The organism is Paenibacillus typhae (genome assembly GCF_900099765.1).
Classification (GTDB): Bacteria; Bacillota; Bacilli; order Paenibacillales; family Paenibacillaceae; genus Paenibacillus_AQ; species Paenibacillus_AQ typhae.
On record NZ_FNDX01000071.1, the window covers coordinates 1 to 16274 of the forward strand.

20 protein-coding genes are annotated in these 16274 nt (G+C 50.4%); 12 read left to right on the top strand and 8 right to left on the bottom strand.

Going from position 1 to position 16274, the window contains the following annotated elements:
• Positions 1 to 374: 374 nt before the first annotated feature.
• From BLR64_RS29085 to BLR64_RS29095, 3 genes are read left to right on the top strand one after another with little or no spacing between them, the layout of a single operon-like run.
• Positions 375 to 1391, top strand: coding sequence for a methionine ABC transporter ATP-binding protein (locus tag BLR64_RS29085; RefSeq protein WP_090720119.1), 1017 nt, complete (start codon positions 375 to 377; stop codon positions 1389 to 1391).
• Positions 1391 to 2059, top strand: coding sequence for a methionine ABC transporter permease (locus BLR64_RS29090; protein ID WP_090720121.1), 669 nt, complete (start codon positions 1391 to 1393; stop codon positions 2057 to 2059). Before BLR64_RS29085 ends, BLR64_RS29090 begins: the two co-directional genes overlap by 1 nt.
• A 54-nt stretch (positions 2060 to 2113) precedes the next feature.
• Positions 2114 to 2983: a MetQ/NlpA family ABC transporter substrate-binding protein gene (locus tag BLR64_RS29095; RefSeq protein ID WP_090720123.1), complete on the top strand. Its 870-nt coding sequence runs from the start codon at positions 2114 to 2116 to the stop codon at positions 2981 to 2983.
• A gap of 186 nt (positions 2984 to 3169) precedes the next feature.
• Here the strand turns inward: BLR64_RS29095 and BLR64_RS29100 are convergent, their stop codons facing one another.
• Entirely contained in the window at positions 3170 to 3418 is a 249-nt protein-coding gene (locus BLR64_RS29100; RefSeq protein ID WP_068726505.1) for a NifU family protein, read from the bottom strand.
• An 82-nt stretch (positions 3419 to 3500) separates the two neighbouring features.
• On the opposite strand from BLR64_RS29100, the gene BLR64_RS29105 reads away from it, so the two are divergent.
• Positions 3501 to 3755: a YuzB family protein gene (locus BLR64_RS29105; RefSeq protein ID WP_090720125.1), complete on the top strand. Its 255-nt coding sequence runs from the start codon at positions 3501 to 3503 to the stop codon at positions 3753 to 3755.
• Between the two features lie 17 nt (positions 3756 to 3772).
• On the opposite strand, the gene BLR64_RS29110 is transcribed toward BLR64_RS29105, so the two are convergent.
• Positions 3773 to 4834: an NAD(P)/FAD-dependent oxidoreductase gene (locus tag BLR64_RS29110; RefSeq protein ID WP_090720127.1), complete on the bottom strand. Its 1062-nt coding sequence runs from the start codon at positions 4832 to 4834 to the stop codon at positions 3773 to 3775.
• A 70-nt stretch (positions 4835 to 4904) separates the two neighbouring features.
• Complete coding sequence (gene mqnE, locus BLR64_RS29115; RefSeq protein WP_090720129.1) at positions 4905 to 6011, bottom strand: aminofutalosine synthase MqnE; 1107 nt, start codon at positions 6009 to 6011, stop codon at positions 4905 to 4907.
• 298 nt (positions 6012 to 6309) lie between these two features.
• Between mqnE and BLR64_RS29120 the strand changes: the two genes are divergently transcribed.
• The 3 genes from BLR64_RS29120 (at position 6310) to BLR64_RS29130 (ending at position 7962) form a co-directional block, all read left to right on the top strand.
• The gene (locus tag BLR64_RS29120; protein WP_090720131.1) at positions 6310 to 6669 is read left to right on the top strand and encodes a HesB/IscA family protein; all 360 of its coding nucleotides are present in this window, start codon (positions 6310 to 6312) and stop codon (positions 6667 to 6669) included.
• 116 nt (positions 6670 to 6785) lie between these two features.
• The gene (locus tag BLR64_RS29125) at positions 6786 to 7394 is read left to right on the top strand and encodes a hypothetical protein (RefSeq protein ID WP_090720133.1); all 609 of its coding nucleotides are present in this window, start codon (positions 6786 to 6788) and stop codon (positions 7392 to 7394) included.
• A 166-nt stretch (positions 7395 to 7560) separates the two neighbouring features.
• Positions 7561 to 7962 carry a hypothetical protein gene (locus BLR64_RS29130; RefSeq protein ID WP_139172142.1) on the top strand — a complete coding sequence of 134 codons (402 nt, stop codon included), beginning with the start codon at positions 7561 to 7563 and terminating at the stop codon, positions 7960 to 7962.
• 16 nt (positions 7963 to 7978) lie between these two features.
• Here BLR64_RS29130 and BLR64_RS29135 read toward each other — a convergent pair whose 3' ends face one another.
• The 3 genes from BLR64_RS29135 to BLR64_RS29145 form a co-directional block, all read right to left on the bottom strand.
• Complete coding sequence (locus tag BLR64_RS29135; RefSeq protein WP_090720137.1) at positions 7979 to 8956, bottom strand: Gfo/Idh/MocA family protein; 978 nt, start codon at positions 8954 to 8956, stop codon at positions 7979 to 7981.
• 164 nt (positions 8957 to 9120) lie between these two features.
• Positions 9121 to 9333 carry a hypothetical protein gene (locus BLR64_RS29140; RefSeq protein WP_341833408.1) on the bottom strand — a complete coding sequence of 71 codons (213 nt, stop codon included), beginning with the start codon at positions 9331 to 9333 and terminating at the stop codon, positions 9121 to 9123.
• An 11-nt stretch (positions 9334 to 9344) separates the two neighbouring features.
• On the bottom strand, positions 9345 to 9626 hold the full coding sequence (locus tag BLR64_RS29145) for a DUF805 domain-containing protein (protein ID WP_090720141.1): 282 nt from the start codon (positions 9624 to 9626) through the stop codon (positions 9345 to 9347).
• A 242-nt stretch (positions 9627 to 9868) separates the two neighbouring features.
• Between BLR64_RS29145 and BLR64_RS29150 the strand changes: the two genes are divergently transcribed.
• Together BLR64_RS29150 and sda are read left to right on the top strand one after the other, a co-directional pair.
• Positions 9869 to 10531, top strand: coding sequence for a YheC/YheD family protein (locus tag BLR64_RS29150; RefSeq protein ID WP_090720143.1), 663 nt, complete (start codon positions 9869 to 9871; stop codon positions 10529 to 10531).
• 326 nt (positions 10532 to 10857) lie between these two features.
• Positions 10858 to 11001 (top strand): sporulation histidine kinase inhibitor Sda, encoded by a 144-nt coding sequence (gene sda / locus BLR64_RS29155; protein ID WP_076112513.1) that lies wholly within the window; start codon positions 10858 to 10860, stop codon positions 10999 to 11001.
• A gap of 136 nt (positions 11002 to 11137) precedes the next feature.
• Here the strand turns inward: sda and BLR64_RS29160 are convergent, their stop codons facing one another.
• Complete coding sequence (locus BLR64_RS29160) at positions 11138 to 12112, bottom strand: NAD(P)/FAD-dependent oxidoreductase (protein WP_090720147.1); 975 nt, start codon at positions 12110 to 12112, stop codon at positions 11138 to 11140.
• Positions 12113 to 12536: 424 nt separating this feature from the next.
• Here BLR64_RS29160 and BLR64_RS29165 point away from each other — a divergent pair, with 424 nt between their 5' ends.
• Both BLR64_RS29165 and BLR64_RS29170 read left to right on the top strand, forming a co-directional pair.
• The gene (locus tag BLR64_RS29165) at positions 12537 to 13730 is read left to right on the top strand and encodes an NAD(P)/FAD-dependent oxidoreductase (RefSeq protein WP_090720144.1); all 1194 of its coding nucleotides are present in this window, start codon (positions 12537 to 12539) and stop codon (positions 13728 to 13730) included.
• 1 nt (position 13731) lies between these two features.
• Positions 13732 to 13983 (top strand): hypothetical protein, encoded by a 252-nt coding sequence (locus BLR64_RS29170; protein ID WP_090720146.1) that lies wholly within the window; start codon positions 13732 to 13734, stop codon positions 13981 to 13983.
• A 432-nt stretch (positions 13984 to 14415) separates the two neighbouring features.
• Here BLR64_RS29170 and hemQ read toward each other — a convergent pair whose 3' ends face one another.
• Entirely contained in the window at positions 14416 to 15174 is a 759-nt protein-coding gene (gene hemQ / locus BLR64_RS29175; RefSeq protein WP_068726484.1) for a hydrogen peroxide-dependent heme synthase, read from the bottom strand.
• 439 nt (positions 15175 to 15613) lie between these two features.
• Between hemQ and BLR64_RS29180 the strand changes: the two genes are divergently transcribed.
• Positions 15614 to 15910 carry a YuiB family protein gene (locus BLR64_RS29180; protein ID WP_068726482.1) on the top strand — a complete coding sequence of 99 codons (297 nt, stop codon included), beginning with the start codon at positions 15614 to 15616 and terminating at the stop codon, positions 15908 to 15910.
• Positions 15911 to 16274: the final 364 nt, after the last annotated feature.

The following is a 16274-nucleotide window of genomic DNA, read 5'->3' on the forward strand; positions in this document are numbered from 1 at the left end:
AACCCGTAAAGAGACGTTCTATAAGTCCAGAAGACGAAGTGAATCGTCTGTGGGAAGGGAGTCCGAGGGGCTCATAGTACCAAGGAACCTAAGGACAACATAACCTTAGGGAGGGAAGGAGCCCTGCTTTGTTCATGTTTCACCAAGAGGTACGAGTCCGTGAATGCCCAAAGCGGCTAACGACACGCAAGAAAACACTCAAGAACTCGACAGGGGAAACTAGGTCATGGGCCAAGGCCAGAATGCTGCATGCCCATGAATGACGAACATCGGAAAGCCGTATGAGGGAAAACCTCACGTACGGTTTGATGAGGAGGGGCTGAATTTATTCAGCCCTTTACTCTAGCATCAGAATAAAGGGGGAACGACGGAAATTGATAGAGCTGAAAGAGTTGACTAAGGTGTACGGAAAGGGCAGCAAGGCTGCTACAGCGCTCTCGGGCTTGAATCTGTCCATTAAGAAGGGCGAAATCTTCGGTGTAATCGGACACTCCGGCGCCGGAAAAAGCACGCTGATCCGCTGCATCAACCTGCTGGAGCGCCCGACTACCGGCGAGGTCTGGGTGGACGGTGTCGAATTGACTGCGCTCAGCAAGGGGCAGCTGCAGGAAAAGCGGCGCAAAATCGGAATGATCTTTCAGCACTTCAATCTGCTGTCCTCCGCCACGGTATATGATAATATCGCCTTCCCGCTACGGCTGGCCGGAACTGCGAAGGCAGGGATTGATCAGAAGGTCAAGGAGCTGCTGGTACTGGTCGGCCTGGAGAACCATGCGAACAAGTATCCGGCCCAGCTCTCCGGCGGACAAAAGCAGCGGGTGGGGGTAGCCCGGGCGCTGGCCAGCGACCCCGATGTGCTGCTCTGCGACGAGGCGACCTCGGCGCTTGACCCGCAGACAACTGATTCGATCCTGAGGCTGCTGCTCGATATTAACCGGAAGTTCCATCTGACCATTGTGCTGATTACCCACGAAATGCATGTCATCCAGAGCATCTGCGACCGGGTGGCGGTTATTCACGGCGGCGGGATTGTGGAGCAGGGGGAAGTGGCTGAGGTATTCCTGAAGCCCAAGCATGAGGTAACCAAGGACTTTATCCGCAGTGAAACCCAGCAGGACGGCCCGTTGCGGGCAGCACTGGAGGCGGGAAACAGGGACAATGCCCAAGCGGTCAAGATTACGTTTCTGGGACAAAAAACATACGAATCCACCTTATCCGATGTGGTTCGCGGTACGGGCGTCAGCTTTGCCATTCTCCAGGGGACAATCTCTACGATCAAGGATGTGCCGTACGGCCAGCTGATTGTCCGGTTTGAGGGAGAGCCCGGCGCCATTGACGCCACGCTTACCGAACTGGCGGCGCAAGGACTTGATGTGGAGGTGATTTCGTAATGGGCGGTCTCAATTTTAATGATATTAACTGGCAGGAAATGGCGGAGGCATCGGGTGCTACACTAAAAATGTTGGCTTATTCCGGAATTTTCACAATTATTCTTGGTTTACCACTCGGAATTGTGTTATATTTATGGGGGAGATCAAATAACAGTATTATCAGAGTTGTTTACTCGGTATTATCATTGGTTGTTAATATCCTCCGTTCCGTTCCATTCCTGATTCTGATGGTAGCCCTGATTCCGCTGAGCAAGACCATTATGGGTACCTCCATTGGCGTACTTGGAACGATTCCGGCGCTGGTCATCGGCGCAGCCCCGTTTTTTGCCAGACTGGTGGAGACCTCGCTGCGGGAGGTAGACCGCGGGGTGATCGAAGCTGCGCAGGGCATGGGGGCATCAACAGGCCAGATTGTCATGCGGGTGCTTTTGCCGGAAGCCCGTCCGGGTCTGCTGGCCGGAGTAACGATTACGCTCGTAACCCTTGTCTCTTACACGGCAATGTCGGGGATGATCGGCGGCGGAGGCCTTGGTGACCTGGCAATCCGTTACGGTTATTACCGTTATGAAAAGGAAGTTATGATTATCTCCGTAGTGCTGATGGTTATACTAGTTCAGCTGCTGCAGATGGCCGGCGACAGGCTGGTCCAATATTTTACCCGGAAATAAGGTACAACCATATATAGCCTTATTCATAAACATATTTAAGAGGGGGATTTACAGATGAAAAAAGTACTACTGACGCTATTCAGCCTGACCTTGGTAATGGTGCTGGCTGCTTGCGGCAACAATAACACTGCCAATAACGCTGCGGCAACTAATGCTCCGGCAGCTGATGCATCCGCTGAGCCGACTACAGAGCCTGCTGCTGATCCTGTAACGCTTGTTGTAGGTGCTTCTCCTGTACCGCATGCCGAAATTCTGAACGCCATCGCTCCGCTGCTTGAGGCACAAGGCATCAAGCTGGAAATAAAAGAATTCACTGACTACATCCTGCCTAACACACAGCTGGCTGAGAAAGCTCTTGATGCAAACTTCTTCCAGCACAAGCCTTACCTGGATGACCAGAACACCAAGAACGGTACTGATCTGGTATCTGTAACGGCTGTTCACGTTGAACCGTTTGGGGCTTACTCCAAGAAGATCAAGTCTGTTGATGAGCTGGCTGACGGTGCAAAAGTGGCAATCCCCAATGATGCTACCAACGGCGGACGCGCCCTGATTCTGCTGGCTAAGAATGGCCTGATCACGCTGAAGGATGACACTAACATCACTTCCACCAAAGCGGACATCACCGAAAACCCCAAGAACCTGGAAATCATCGAACTGGATGCAGCGATGCTGCCGCGCCAGCTGGACGAAGTTGACCTGGCTCTGATCAACACCAACTTTGCGCTTGAAGCCGGCCTGGTTCCAACCAAGGATGCCCTGTTCATCGAGGGTGCTGATTCCCCTTACGCCAACCTGCTGGTTGCCCGTCCTGACAACAAGGATTCCGATGCAATCCAGAAGCTGGCTGCTGCCCTGAACTCTGCAGAAGCCAAGGCATTCATCGAAGAGAAATACGAAGGCGCGATTATCCCTGCATTTTAAGCTGCTGAATCACGCGGCTTCTGAATGAACAAGCGGCTGTTCCTGACAGGTCATCTGATGACCCTGCGGGACAGCCTTTTTTGTACTTTGCCAGTAGTATGCGGGTTGTGGCTCTGCATGAAATCCTCTATAATAGAAAAAATCCCGCCCCCCTGAGTCAGGGAGACGGGACGGTATAGAACGGGATTAGAATACTTGGATAACTTCTTCCACGCCTTCTACTTCTTCAATCAGGGCGCGTTCGATCCCGGCTTTCAGCGTGATCGTGGAGCTTGGGCAGCTGCCGCAGGCACCCATAAGCTTCAGCTTGACGATGCCGTCTTCAACGTCGATCAATTCCACGTCGCCGCCATCGCGCTGCAGGAACGGACGAAGCTTATCGAGTACTTCCAGAACCTCATCATACATCGTGGTGCTTTGTGCATTCTCACTCATTTCTCAATCACTCCTTTCGTAAACTTATTATAGTACAAAAAGTTAAAAAATAAAATGGTTAGCACAGAATAAGGAGAACAACATGAGGCCAATTATTGAATTTTGTGCCAGTAATATCGGGCACGGGACAGGACCGCTTATGAACAAGCTGGAACAGAATCCCGAATATGACGTTGTTGAATACGGTTGTCTGAATAACTGCGGAGAATGCTATCTCAGACCGTTCGCCATGGTTGACGGCGAGATCATTGAAGCGGATTCTCCAGATGAGCTGGAGCAGGCCATTGAGGCTTTCATCAAGGAGCAGCAGGCCTGGGACAGCCTCGAAATCGACTAAACGGCCTGACAGTCAGCTTAGCCGAAATGCCGCTTGGACATCCAGAGCACACCGCTCTTGAGCAGGCGGGGAACCCGTCCCATTACAGAGCGGCGGCCCATCAGGCCGAACCCGGCATTCTTGCCGAGTGAGCCCAGCGTTCCCTTCAGTTTAATGGCATTCAATCTGGGGGTATCCCCCCGCCAGAGTGAACGGAGTACGTATGCCACCTGCTCCCCTTGTGCACCTGCAGCCTGGGCGCTGGGGGCAAATGGCAGGCTGGCGCAGTCCCCGATTACGTAAACCTCCGGATAGTCGGCCAGATTAGAATACGGGCCAACAATGAGCCGGCCGCTGCGGTCTTTAGGCAGCTCCAGCTGCTGCACTACCTTGACCGGCTGGATGCCCGCAGTCCATACCGTAACATCTGCTGCAATCGCCTGGGTGCCGTTAAAGACGGCATCCTTTTCGACGTGGGACACCGAAATCTGCCCCAGCGTCTGAACCTGGTGCTCGCTGAACCATTCCTCTACATACCGGGACAGCTTGGCCGGAAAAGCGGACAGAACACGCTCTCCGCGGTCCAGAATGCTGATGTTCAGATCTGGACGGCTCTCGCGCAGCTCTGCAGCGATTTCAACCCCGCTCAGTCCTCCGCCTACGATATTGACTGTTCCGTAAGGCTTGATATTATTCAGGCGGCGGTACGTTTCACGGGTGGCGGAGAAGCTCTGGATACTGCAGGTATACTCCTCTGCTCCCTGGATACCATGGTAATTATCTGTGCACCCGAGGGCAATTGCCAGAATATCATAGGGAACCGGCTCTCCTGATTCCAGGAAGACCAGCTGGCTGTCCAGATCGATCGAGCCGACCTCCCCGTAGCGTACGGTCAGGCGCGGATGAACCGGGAATTGGATACGCAGATGATAGTCGTTCACAGTACCTGCGGCAAGCGCATAATATTCGGTTTTGATTCCCTGATAAGGCATCCGGTCAATCAAAACAATCTCCACATCGTGGGGCAGATGGTGGTTGAGCAATTCCTGGATCAGGGCAAGGCCGCCGTAGCCGCCGCCAAGGACAAGTAGTGTTCTCATGGGACCAGTCTTCCTTTCACATATGGCTGTAATATGGCATTGCAACAGGGCAGCAGTCTATTCTGTTAAACTATTCGTATACTTTAATTTCGTTGTAGAAGGTATCCCGTTCAACCGGAATACGGCCAGCGCCTTTGACCAGCCAGATCAGCTCTTCACGGGTCATACCCTCCGGCGTCAATGCTCCGGCGGCGTGGCTGATCCGCTCCTTCAGGATGGTTCCGTGCACATCGGATGCGCCGAAGCTCATGGCAACCTGAGTCAGCTGCACACCTATATTAATGAAGTAAGCCTTGATATGGTCAAAATTATCGAGCATCAGCCGGCTGACCGCAATTGTCTTGAGATCCTCGTAAGCAGAGTTGCGGCGCATAATGCCGGCATTGCGATTCTTCGGCTGCATGGACAGCGGAATGAATACCATGAAGCCGTTTGTTTCGTCCTGCAGCTCACGGATCTGAAGCATATGGCGGATGCGGTCCTCCCGGGATTCAATCGAGCCGTACAGCATTGTAGTGTGTGTTCTCATGCCCATTTTGTGGGCGGTCCGGTGAACCTCCAGGTACTCCTCGACATTTGCTTTATCAACCCGCATTTTTTTGCGGTACTGGTCGGACAGAATTTCTGCTCCCCCGCCGGTCAGCGACTTCAGCCCTGCCGCGCGCAGCTGTTCCAGCACCTCACGGATGCTGAGTCCGCTGATGCGGGTGAAGAAATCAATCTCTGCTGCTGTGTAAGCCTTGAGTGTTACCTCAGGGAAGCGTTCATTCAGCGCTTTGAGTGAATCAACGTAATACTGGAAGGGCACCTTATCATTATGGCCGCCGACGATGTGGAATTCGCGGACACCCGGATGAATATGCTGTTCGACATATTGCACCATTTCCGGACCGGACAGGGTGTAGGCTCCTTCTTCGCCGTCATCTTTGCGGAAATTGCAGAATGCGCAGCGGGATTCGCAGACATTGGTGAAATACAGGCTCATATTTTCGATAAAATAAACCTTTTTCCCGTTTTTGCGCAGATTGACCTCATTAGCAAGCTGGCCGATCGTGAGCAAATCATCGCTTTCATATAAATAAACGCCATCTTCCAGACTTAACCGTTCTCCGCCGCGAACCTTCTCAATAATATGCGCCATTCTGGCATCGGTGTGTGGGGTTATAAGTGTAGACATATGAATTCCTCCTGAAGGTTAGACTTCGTGAACCGGCGGTTCATGAACATAAATAAAGAGGCAACCAGCCTCCGTGACAAATTTCCGAATTTTACAGATCATCGCTTAACCTATTATAAACCTCTCTCCAAAGGTGAGCAACCGCCGCAGAGCGTTAGCATTTCCTGCCTGGGCTGTTTGCGGAGCAGGGAGTTATGACTTGAGCGACGGGGCGGAGTGGAGTATACTGAATTTTATATAGAGTATAACTTTTAGCCGGAAGGCTTACGACATTATATAACTTATAGGAGGCTAGGCCATGATTACAATCAGCGAAACAGCTGCCGGACATCTGAAGACGATGCTGGCTGAACAGGAAGTACCTAATATGTTCCTCCGTCTTGGCGTAACAGCGGGCGGATGCAGCGGGTTCTCATATGCAATGGGCTTTGACGATAACGAAACCGAGCAGGATGTCTATATGGATGTTGAAGGGCTCAAGGTAGTAGTCAGCAAGGATGATATCCGTTACCTGAACGGCCTGGAGATTGACTTCGAGGAATCCGGCATGACGGGCGGGTTCACCATCCACAACCCGAACGCCAGTGTTACGTGCGGGTGCGGTTCTTCCTTCCGTACGAAGGAAGAAGCGGGGAATCCTAGCGCGGAGCCTTGCTAAGAAAGGTGTAAGAAGCCAGGTGGCTTGAACACAATAATCTATAATCAGAACCTCTTGGAATGTGTACATTGCAGAATACACTTTCAGGAGGTTTTTTATTTTAAGGAGGAGATATAATGATGAGAATGCTGCCCTATGAACGGCCTACGGAGCACTATGATGAACGGATTATTGAAATGGATGAGCAAATATGTTCGTTGATTAAACAGCGGAAGGAAGCTTCGGACAATAATCCGGGTTTTCCGCCTCTTGAAAGGATTGCTGAGTGGTCAAGCCGTTTTGGACTCTACGAGGAGTTTCTGAGATCCATGTTCGCCGCTATGCTGAACGAAGAGAATTTCCGGCCGATCGTGAAACCTGCTGATTTCAGAAAACATATCCCCCTTCTGAAGTCAGTGGAGCAAAAAGAACGTTTCTACACGCTGACTTCCATTCACCAATACAGTAATGCCAGTGTAATTATCCTTAATATAGACTGGGAGGCTCCGGAGCAGCCATTCGAGCGCCCTGAGATCAGACAGCATTACAGCTACGAGCTATTCATAGGGGAGGAGTATGACTGCCGGATGATGACTGGCGGGAGCAGGTCGGATCACGCCTCCTACAGATTTTTGGTGTCTCCACCATTGCCTGATGACCCGTCCGGAACGGAGTTCAGGTTTCAAGAAAGCAGTGGCCGATTTGATAAAATGGAGCTTGGTGAGGAGATTGTTTTTAAGATGTGACAAAGCTGAGGATTGCCGGTCTGCGTTCCGTATGCGGCAAAGAGCTGTCGGGCGCTGGTGTCCGTTAACCGAAATCCGGCGGTTATGCAGTACTGTACAACCCAGGGGAGATGGTGAGATGCTGACATTCAGGTACATTAAGCGAAGTAAGGCCCGTAAGGAGCTGATGGAGCTGCAGAGGGATTTGCTTTTTTATGAGCCTCTCTATTTAGCGGTACATCCTTTCCATGAATGGTTCAAAGAAAAATGGGAGCTGATGCGTGCCGGGAGTAAAATGAAGCTGGAGACAGATTCTGACCCCTACAAAGAAGTGATATTGCACATCCCTCTGCATTTGACGGTGTTTAAGCAGGCTATTAAGGATTACGGGGATAAAGCAGACACCAGTTATTTTGAAGAGACAATCGAATATATAGAACATTTGCTGGATACAGGCGATGAAAAACATCATTTTATGATTATATTTGATCAAATGCAGATATTTGAACGGGCGGAGTCTTATTTATACCTGAAAAAAAGGGAAGCGGAGCTGCAAACCCTGCTATGCATTAAAGGGAATGAAAACTAATTATTAGTATGGGGCATTAGCGCCCGTAGTAGTTCTTCACCAGTTCGTCCATAACACGGCTGGTGCGGATAGCGGTCAGGCCGGTGCTGAGAGCGGTACCGCGCCCAAGAAGCTCGTCGGTAATGGACTGGATCAGTGGCTGCTGGATATGAACAGGGTGGGAAATAAATACCGGCTGCTCCCCGGTCTCAGTCCGCAGAATAACCGGCTGCTCTGAAAAGGTGGAGAAGGTGATGCTGCCAAGGCTGCCCACAATTTCAGTAATATCTTCGTTAGCATAAGCGTTGAAGCACCAGATCCCGGTTCCATGGACGCCGGATTCAAACTGGTACCGTCCAGAGACAGTATCCTCCGGCGCATAAGGGCTTCCCTGGTTGGACGCATGTCCATCCGCATCCTTGACCGGGCCGAGCAGGAAATCCAGCAAATCCAGGGTATGGCTGCCCAGGTCCATAAACAGGCCGCCGCCCGAAATGGCCGGATTAACCCGCCAATAATCCCCGTCTACAGCTTTGAGCGGTTTGGTCATATGCAGAGTGCGTACAAACCGGGGTTCGCCGATCGCCCCCGAATCCAGCCATTCCTTCACCTTGCGAAAACGGGGCAGTCCTCTCCTGTAATAAGCAACATACAGCGGAACACCGGCCTGTTCACAGGCGGCCAGCATGGACTCGCATTCTGAAGTGTTTAGACCCATGGGCTTCTCGACATAGACGGGTTTACCGGCCCTTGCCGCAGCCAGTGTGTATTCCATATGCGTAGAGGGCGGTGTGGCTATATAAACGGCGTCAACACCGGGATCGGCTATCAGCTCAGATGCACTGGAATACCAGCGGGGTACGCCGTGCCGCCGTGAATAATCTGCTGCAAGTTCGCTGTTACGGCGCATGACGGCAACAAGCTGCGAGCCTTCCGCCTTCTGGAGGGCAGGTCCGCTCTTGACCTCGGTTACATCCCCGCAGCCGATGATACCCCAGTGAATGATTTTATTCATATATATCCCCCTCCGGCAATTAAGCTGAGTCCCCTGATACAGGTAATATAAATTAAATAGTATATATAGTAGAAAAAAGTTTTTGAGCGGATTAACCAGTCTATCTGCACAAGCCATACTCCGGATTTTTCATAGAGTATAAAGTATTCTCCAAATGCAGCAGGTTAAGCGGGGATAATGAATTTGAAGTTGATCATAAATACAATCAGGGCAGCGGCAAAAAGGGAAAAAGCAATACAGCCAGCCCCCAGAATCCGGCGGCGGTCGCGGATAAATCTGATGCCGAGTGCACAGACAAGAATAGTAGTGCCTGCCAGAACGACAGACATGCCGACCATTGCGAACCAGTACAATACCTCGAATAATTGAGCCATCATGAAGCCCCCTCTCACATGGTAATAATACAATTAATTTTTAGGAATTTCCAGCGAGAAGGACAGGATGAAATGGATGAATTTCGCAGCCGGCGGACCAGTACAGCCCAGGAAGGAATGAATATAAACCAGTGATAGAGCGTACTGAAAAAGGGGGTAATTCCCAAAATGGCCTCTGCAAAAGCGAACAGGAATCCGATTAAAGTGTTGATCAGTGCAAACATCCAGAATTCGGTTCGTCTAGCTCTTCCCGAGAAGTTAAAATAGTTTTTAAGCGGATTCAGATACCAATCCATGTTGAACCTCCTCTGTACCTCTGTATTCCTATTTTACAAAAATATGTATATGCGGTATACCGTAATCTTGCGTTGAAATTTGCTGGCGGATAGAGAACAGTACATATATCACGGACATAAGGCCTGCAGCCATATGCCCTTTTTTGCTGTGAGCGGGCTTTACACGGACAATCATACAGGAGGGAGGCTCCTTTTCTGAGTAATCTATAGGGTAGGCTGGGATTGCGAAAGGAGAGGGGAAAATGGCGGGAAGACAACTGGCCAGCAAGTGGCTGAAAACCGAGGCGCTGCTCAGCGATTCACGGGTTGCCGGTTACATTCCGAGAACGAAGGGATATAACGCTGCCGGACTGTCAGCTATGCTGAAAACGTATGGGAATGTTGTTATTAAGCCGATTGTGGGCGGCGGGGGCCATGGCGTGATAAAAGTGTTCCGGGACCACCGGGGCTACGGGTTCACCTACAATCACAGCACCCGGGTATACGGTGATTTCAGATCGATGAAGCGCGCGCTTGACCGGGTGAAGCTGAGACGGCGCTATATGATCCAGCAGGGAATCTCGCTTGCACGGATTGCCGGACGCCCGATCGACTACCGGGTTAAGGTTGTGAAGAACGGCGATCACTGGGAATTCCGATCCATGGTGGGGAGGCTGGCGCGCCCGGGTTTGTTTGTCACCAATCTGTGTAAAGGCGGTACGATGATGAGCTGCCGGCATGGTCTGCGCCTGTCACTTCCAAAAATCAGTACGTCGGCCAAAAAAGCGGAAATGCGCCGGCTGACACATGTCTGCATCGAGCTGCTGGAAAGACATTTTCCGGGCATCGGTGAGCTGGGGTTTGACTATGCAGTGGATCACCGGGGCAAAATCTGGATTTTGGAAGTAAATACAAGACCGAAGTAACTAACGTTTTTTTTGGGAATTGACGATAATGATTACTATAGGCTAAAATTGCGTTTAGTTATGCTGGTTTTGAGGTAATATGAGGTAGAAAATTCTAATATTTGTGAACATTTTGGATTTTTTTTACTAGCTGATAGTGTGGAAAACTCCTGTGCATAACTATTATCCCCATATTCCACTGTGTAGGGAATGGATTTTTTATCCTTACTAACAAATTATGCACAGGATTTCCACAACAGCTTGTGGATATTGGGAACGCTTGTTCGATTAATGATAGTTTGCTATGATAGATTCAGATTCAAACAAAGGAAAGGTAGGTGAACGTTGTGGTTGAATTGTCGGATGAGATGCTGCTCGACTCGTACCAAAGAGCGATAGAGCTACAATTGGAGCATGATTTCATCGCTCTGTTGCTCGCTGAAATTCGCAAACGGAACTTACACTCTCCAGTACATGCGGTTCTACACTAGGACACATTGATTTATTTTTCTGCAGCAGCTGCTCTGTCTAACCGCAAGCGGCACAAAATAGGGTATCTTTTCAAGTTGGAGTGGAATCAACCTGAAAGGATACCCTTTTATTTGTTATAAAGGTTACGGTTATGTGCTAAAGCTTGAGGTTACTGCTGTGTCCCGGTGAGAGCTTGGCATCCGGATCAAGGTATACCTTGGCATTGTTGACAGCCGTAGGCGCTTCCCCGAATCCTACCGCGATCAGCTTCAGCTTGCCCGGGTAAGTAGTGATATCGCCGGCAGCGAAGATGCCGGGAATATTGGTCTCCATGCGCGAATCCACCACGATGGAATTGCTATCGATCTCAATGCCCCACTCTGCAATCGGCCCCAGGGAGGATACAAAGCCGAAGTTGACAATTACACTGTCCACTTCAATTTCCTGTGTCTCCTTGGTTTTGATGTGGGACAGGGTCACCTTGGTGATAAATTCTTCCCCGTGCAGCTCGGTAATCTCGGTAGGGGTAATGACATTTACCTTGGAGGCCATCAGCTGCTCCACACTATGCTCATGCGCGCGGAACTTGTCGCGGCGGTGAATCAGCGTAACCTGCTCAGCGATCGGCTCAAGCATGAGGGCCCAGTCTACTGCGGAGTCGCCGCCGCCGCTGATCAGTACCTTCTTGCCCTGGAAGGCATTCAGGTCACTCACAAAGTAATGCAGGTTGGCTTTCTCGAACCGTGGTGCTTCCGGAAGCTCCAGACGGCGTGGTTCAAAGGCGCCTACACCGGCGGTAATAATAACAGCCTTGCTGTGGTATTCCGCCTTGTCAGTAGTTGTTACGAAGTGGCGCTCGTCCCGCTTCTCAACAGATACAACCTTCTCTTCGAGGCGGATAGTGGACTGAAACAGATCCATTTGCCGTGACAGGTTGTCTACCAGCTCCTGTGCGGTGATTTTCGGGAAACCAGCCACATCATAGATATATTTTTCAGGATAGAGAGCGGCGAGCTGCCCCCCCAGCTGGGGCATGCTTTCAATAAGGGTTACCGACGCCTGGCGCATACCGCCGTAGAAGGCGGCAAACATGCCGGCAGGACCGCCGCCTATAATTAACAGGTCGCTCATAGGAACGCCGGATTGCTCTAGTGTCACGTAATATTACACCTCCGAGTGATAGTTTCAAAATGCCATACTTAACTTACCTACTCATTATAAACATTGTGGGACTGCCCTGCAAAGGCTTAAAATGGCCGGATATGTGTGACGTTCTTTTGAAATATAAGAATTTATATGTTGCCCATCATAAATTATCCTTCTATTTCTCGAGAAACGGTACCGTCCCTTAACGGACGACAAATCCGTTTCTTCTTGTATGATTATATTTGATTAAAACGATACTAAGGTTTACAATGGATATGGTTATTTTAGAAATCCTTTAAGTTTTATTGGAAATTCTCCTGAATTTAAGTGTATAAATTCACAAAAGACACTAAAATATTTTACAAAAAATAACACATAGACAGATTCACCTGTTGGAAGGAGCCGGAACATGAGCAGTATTCCCAAAATTGTCATCCTAGGCGCGGGATATGGAGGTATATTGACCGCCCAGCGGCTGCAGAAAGCTTTGAATTATAATGAAGCTGATGTGACGCTGGTGAACCGCCATGAATATCATTATTTCACTACCCATCTGCATATGCCAGCTGCAGGAACGGACAGCATTGAGCATACACGCGTATCTATTTCCAAGCTGATAGACGAATTTAAGATCGACCTCGTGAAATCTTCCGTGCAGGAAATCCGTACCCAACAGAAAAAAGTGATTCTTGAAGACGGCACGCTTTCTTACGACTATCTTGTTATTGCCCTCGGCGGCGAGCCGGAAACCTTCGGTATTCCGGGACTTGATAAATACGCGCTGACCATCCGCAGCATTAATTCCGTTCGGCTGATCCGCGAGCATATTGAATATCAGTTTGCCAAATACAAAAATGAAAACAACGCGCAGGAGCATATTAATTTTGTGGTAGGCGGAGCGGGCTTCAGCGGCATTGAATTTGTAGCAGAGCTGGCTGACCGTATTCCAGCCCTCTGCAAGGAATATGACGTGGATCCGAGCCTGGTGAATATCTACAACGTAGAAGCTGCCCCTACGGCACTGCCAGGATTCGCGCCTGAGCTGGTTGAGCATGCGATGTCTGTGCTGACGAAGAAGGGGGTTACCTTCAAAATCGGCGTAGCAATCAAGGAATGCCTGCCAGGCGGTGTCATTCTCGCAACCGGTGAAGAAATCAAAGCCTCCACCATTGTCTGGACCGGCGGTATCCGCGGCAACCGCCTGATTGAAGCTGCAGGGTTTGAAGCGATGCGCGGACGGGTGAAGGTGGACGAATACCTCCGCGTTCCGGGGCATGAGAATATCTTTATCATCGGAGACGGTTCCCTGATGATTAACCCGGAAGGGCGGCCGTACCCGCCGACAGCACAAATCGCCATGCAGCAGGGCGAATGCTGTGCCCATAATCTGGTGGCAGCAATCCGCAGCCAGCAGCCGAAGAAGTTTGTCTTCAGCAACAAGGGAACTGTAGCCTCACTCGGTAAAGGCCAGGGCATTGCCGTAGTGGGTGACAAGACATATAAGGGCTGGACAGCAGCACAGCTCAAAAAAGTAGTCGATATGCGCTACCTGTTCATCATCGGCGGCATCCCGCTGGTGCTGAGGAAGGGAAGATTCTTCTAGTATGCGCCACTGCAGTGTACAAGTCCGCGGGCTGTTGACGCGTGAAGAGCTCGACCGCTATAATGCCCTGATTGAGGTAGGCTCGTACCTGGAGGACCAGAGCCGGTACGATCTGGCGTATAACATCCAGAAGGAAATTGATCTGCTTATTCTGCCGGCCATCGAACGGCTGAAGGATAAAAGCCGGGCCCGCGACCGGGCAACGGCAGAGTATCTGGAGAGCCTGCGCGGAGAGATTGGCGAGGACGAATAACTTATATATAAAGAGCGGCCCGTAATAGGGGCTCCGCAAGAGCATTCAAGAAACAGACCGTTCTGGTCAAAAGGAACGGTCTGTTTTTTTGTGCTGTAAGGCAGTTTGATTGAGCTAGGTGGAAAAATGCCACCTATTTACATGAAAAACCATATAGAGGATTGGACTAGGTGGAAAAATGCAGCTTAGTCTTACTGTTTTTGCGTCTAAAGAAGAACTTGGGCTGAAATAAGTGCCGATTTTACAACTAATCATAAGAAAATCGGTGAAATCGGAGAATTAAGTGTCTAAAATCCAATTAGTTATTGAGGAGCACTGTTGTTGAGCTCTGTTGAAAAGGACCATTGCTGAGGAAGAGGATCAGTCTGTCCGGAATAAACAATAAGGATGGTCTCCCCCAGGAGAAACCATCCTTATTGTTAAAAATATTAATTACAGCTTAAGCATCTCTTCGAACGTCTCCGGTGTCAGCAGGTTGCCGACATAGAACGGGCCGAACTCACCGTAGCGGGCGCTGACCTCGTCAAAGCGCATCTCGTAGACCAGCTTCTTGAACTGCAGCGCATCCTCGGCAAAAAGGGTTACGCCCCATTCCCAGTCATCGAAGCCGACGGAGCCGGTGATGATCTGCTTCACTTTGCCGGCATAGCCGCGGCCGATCAGGCCATGCGAGTGCATCAGCTCCCGGCGTTTATCCATATCGAGCATATACCAGTTATCGGCCAGCTCGCGCTTCTTGTTCATCGGGTAGAAGCAGATATGCTTCGCCTGCGGCAGAACCGGCTTCAGGCGTGCCGCTACATGCGGGTTCTGCATCGGATCACTGCCGTCTCCGGCACTTCCGCCTGCAGCGTAATTGCTCAGCTCGACGATACTGACATAAGAGTAAGCTTTTGTGGTATATTGGGCGAATGCAATTTTGTTAAAGGCAGTTTCCAGGGCGTTCAGCGCTTCCAGGCTTTCCCGCAGAAACATCATCACGAAATCAGCCTTCTGGCCGACAATAGAATATACTGCAGTGCTTCCTTCTTTGGCTTCCTCTACCGGTCCCCATTCCTCCATGAAGGCATGCAGCTCTTCCAGGGCTACGGCACGCTCCTCGTCATCGGCGGCTGTCCACGCCTTCCAGTCCAGTGAGCGGAAGTCATGCAGGGCATACCAGCCTTCCAGGGTCAAAGCGGCTTCGTTCATGTTCTCACTCCTTAAAAGTTTTACGAAGCATGGCTCCGTAGAATGTACTTCGTGTAAAACTCGCTTCGAAAGCGTAAGCTTAGTTTTACGAAGCATGGCTCCGTAGAATGTACTACGTGTAAAACTTGCTTCGAAAGCATACGCTCAGTTTTACGAAGCATGGCTCCGTAGAATGTACTTCGTGTAAAACTCGCTTCGAAAGCAACAGCTTTAGCGTAAAATCCGGTTCCAAAGCATACGCTTCTATGTATGATCCGGTTAATCTATATGCATTGTATCGCAAGCGGATGGCCAAGAGCAAACGCTGAACCTCGGATTTGCCTGAAAGCGGATTCGAATGACAATAATGTTCATTGCTTCGCTACATTTTTTCTAGTAAACTTACTATTAATCAGGTTTTGGTGTGCGGTTCTTTATAGAGAGAGGGGATGGCGGTACGATGGGATTTATTCCTGTATTTGTTCTGGCCGTGTTGTTCTTTGTCATGATGTTTGGCATCGGCTTTATCCTTAATATGTTAATGAAGACCACCTGGTTTCCCGCCTACCTGTTCGTAATTGTCATCCTGCCCGTAGTGGTGTATTCCATCTGGGACAGGAACGCCATGACCCTCTGGGAGCATCTGGGCAGCTTCCATATTGTTGATTACCTGACCGGGATTGCCGGGCTCGGCGGCGCAGTGCTCAGCGGCTGGACGATCCAGAAGCTGCGTCTGGGCGGCTATAAGATGTTCTAAGTATCGAGATTATGCTGAAAACGGCTGCTATCCCAGCTAAGGGACGGCGAAGCCGTTTTTTCTATTGATGGCGTGCCCAGAGGCACGCATTATCTAGTTGGTGCAAGTCCAACCAAGAGAGGGGCCAAGCCACTCTTGTAGCTAGGATGCTTGCGCATGGCGAAATCTGTGTGTAAAAGCGCATCGACAAAAGTACCGGTCAGAGACCGGGCGAGCAACAACCCAGGCCGTAACATCAAGTGAATCCTGCCGCGTCGTCAAAAAGGCCCTGCGAAGGGGAACAGAGGATGCCGAGTCCCGCATCTATGGACGAAGGCCAAGGAAGCTGAGCAGAACTTGGAACAACAGCGAAGAATCCTCCGGC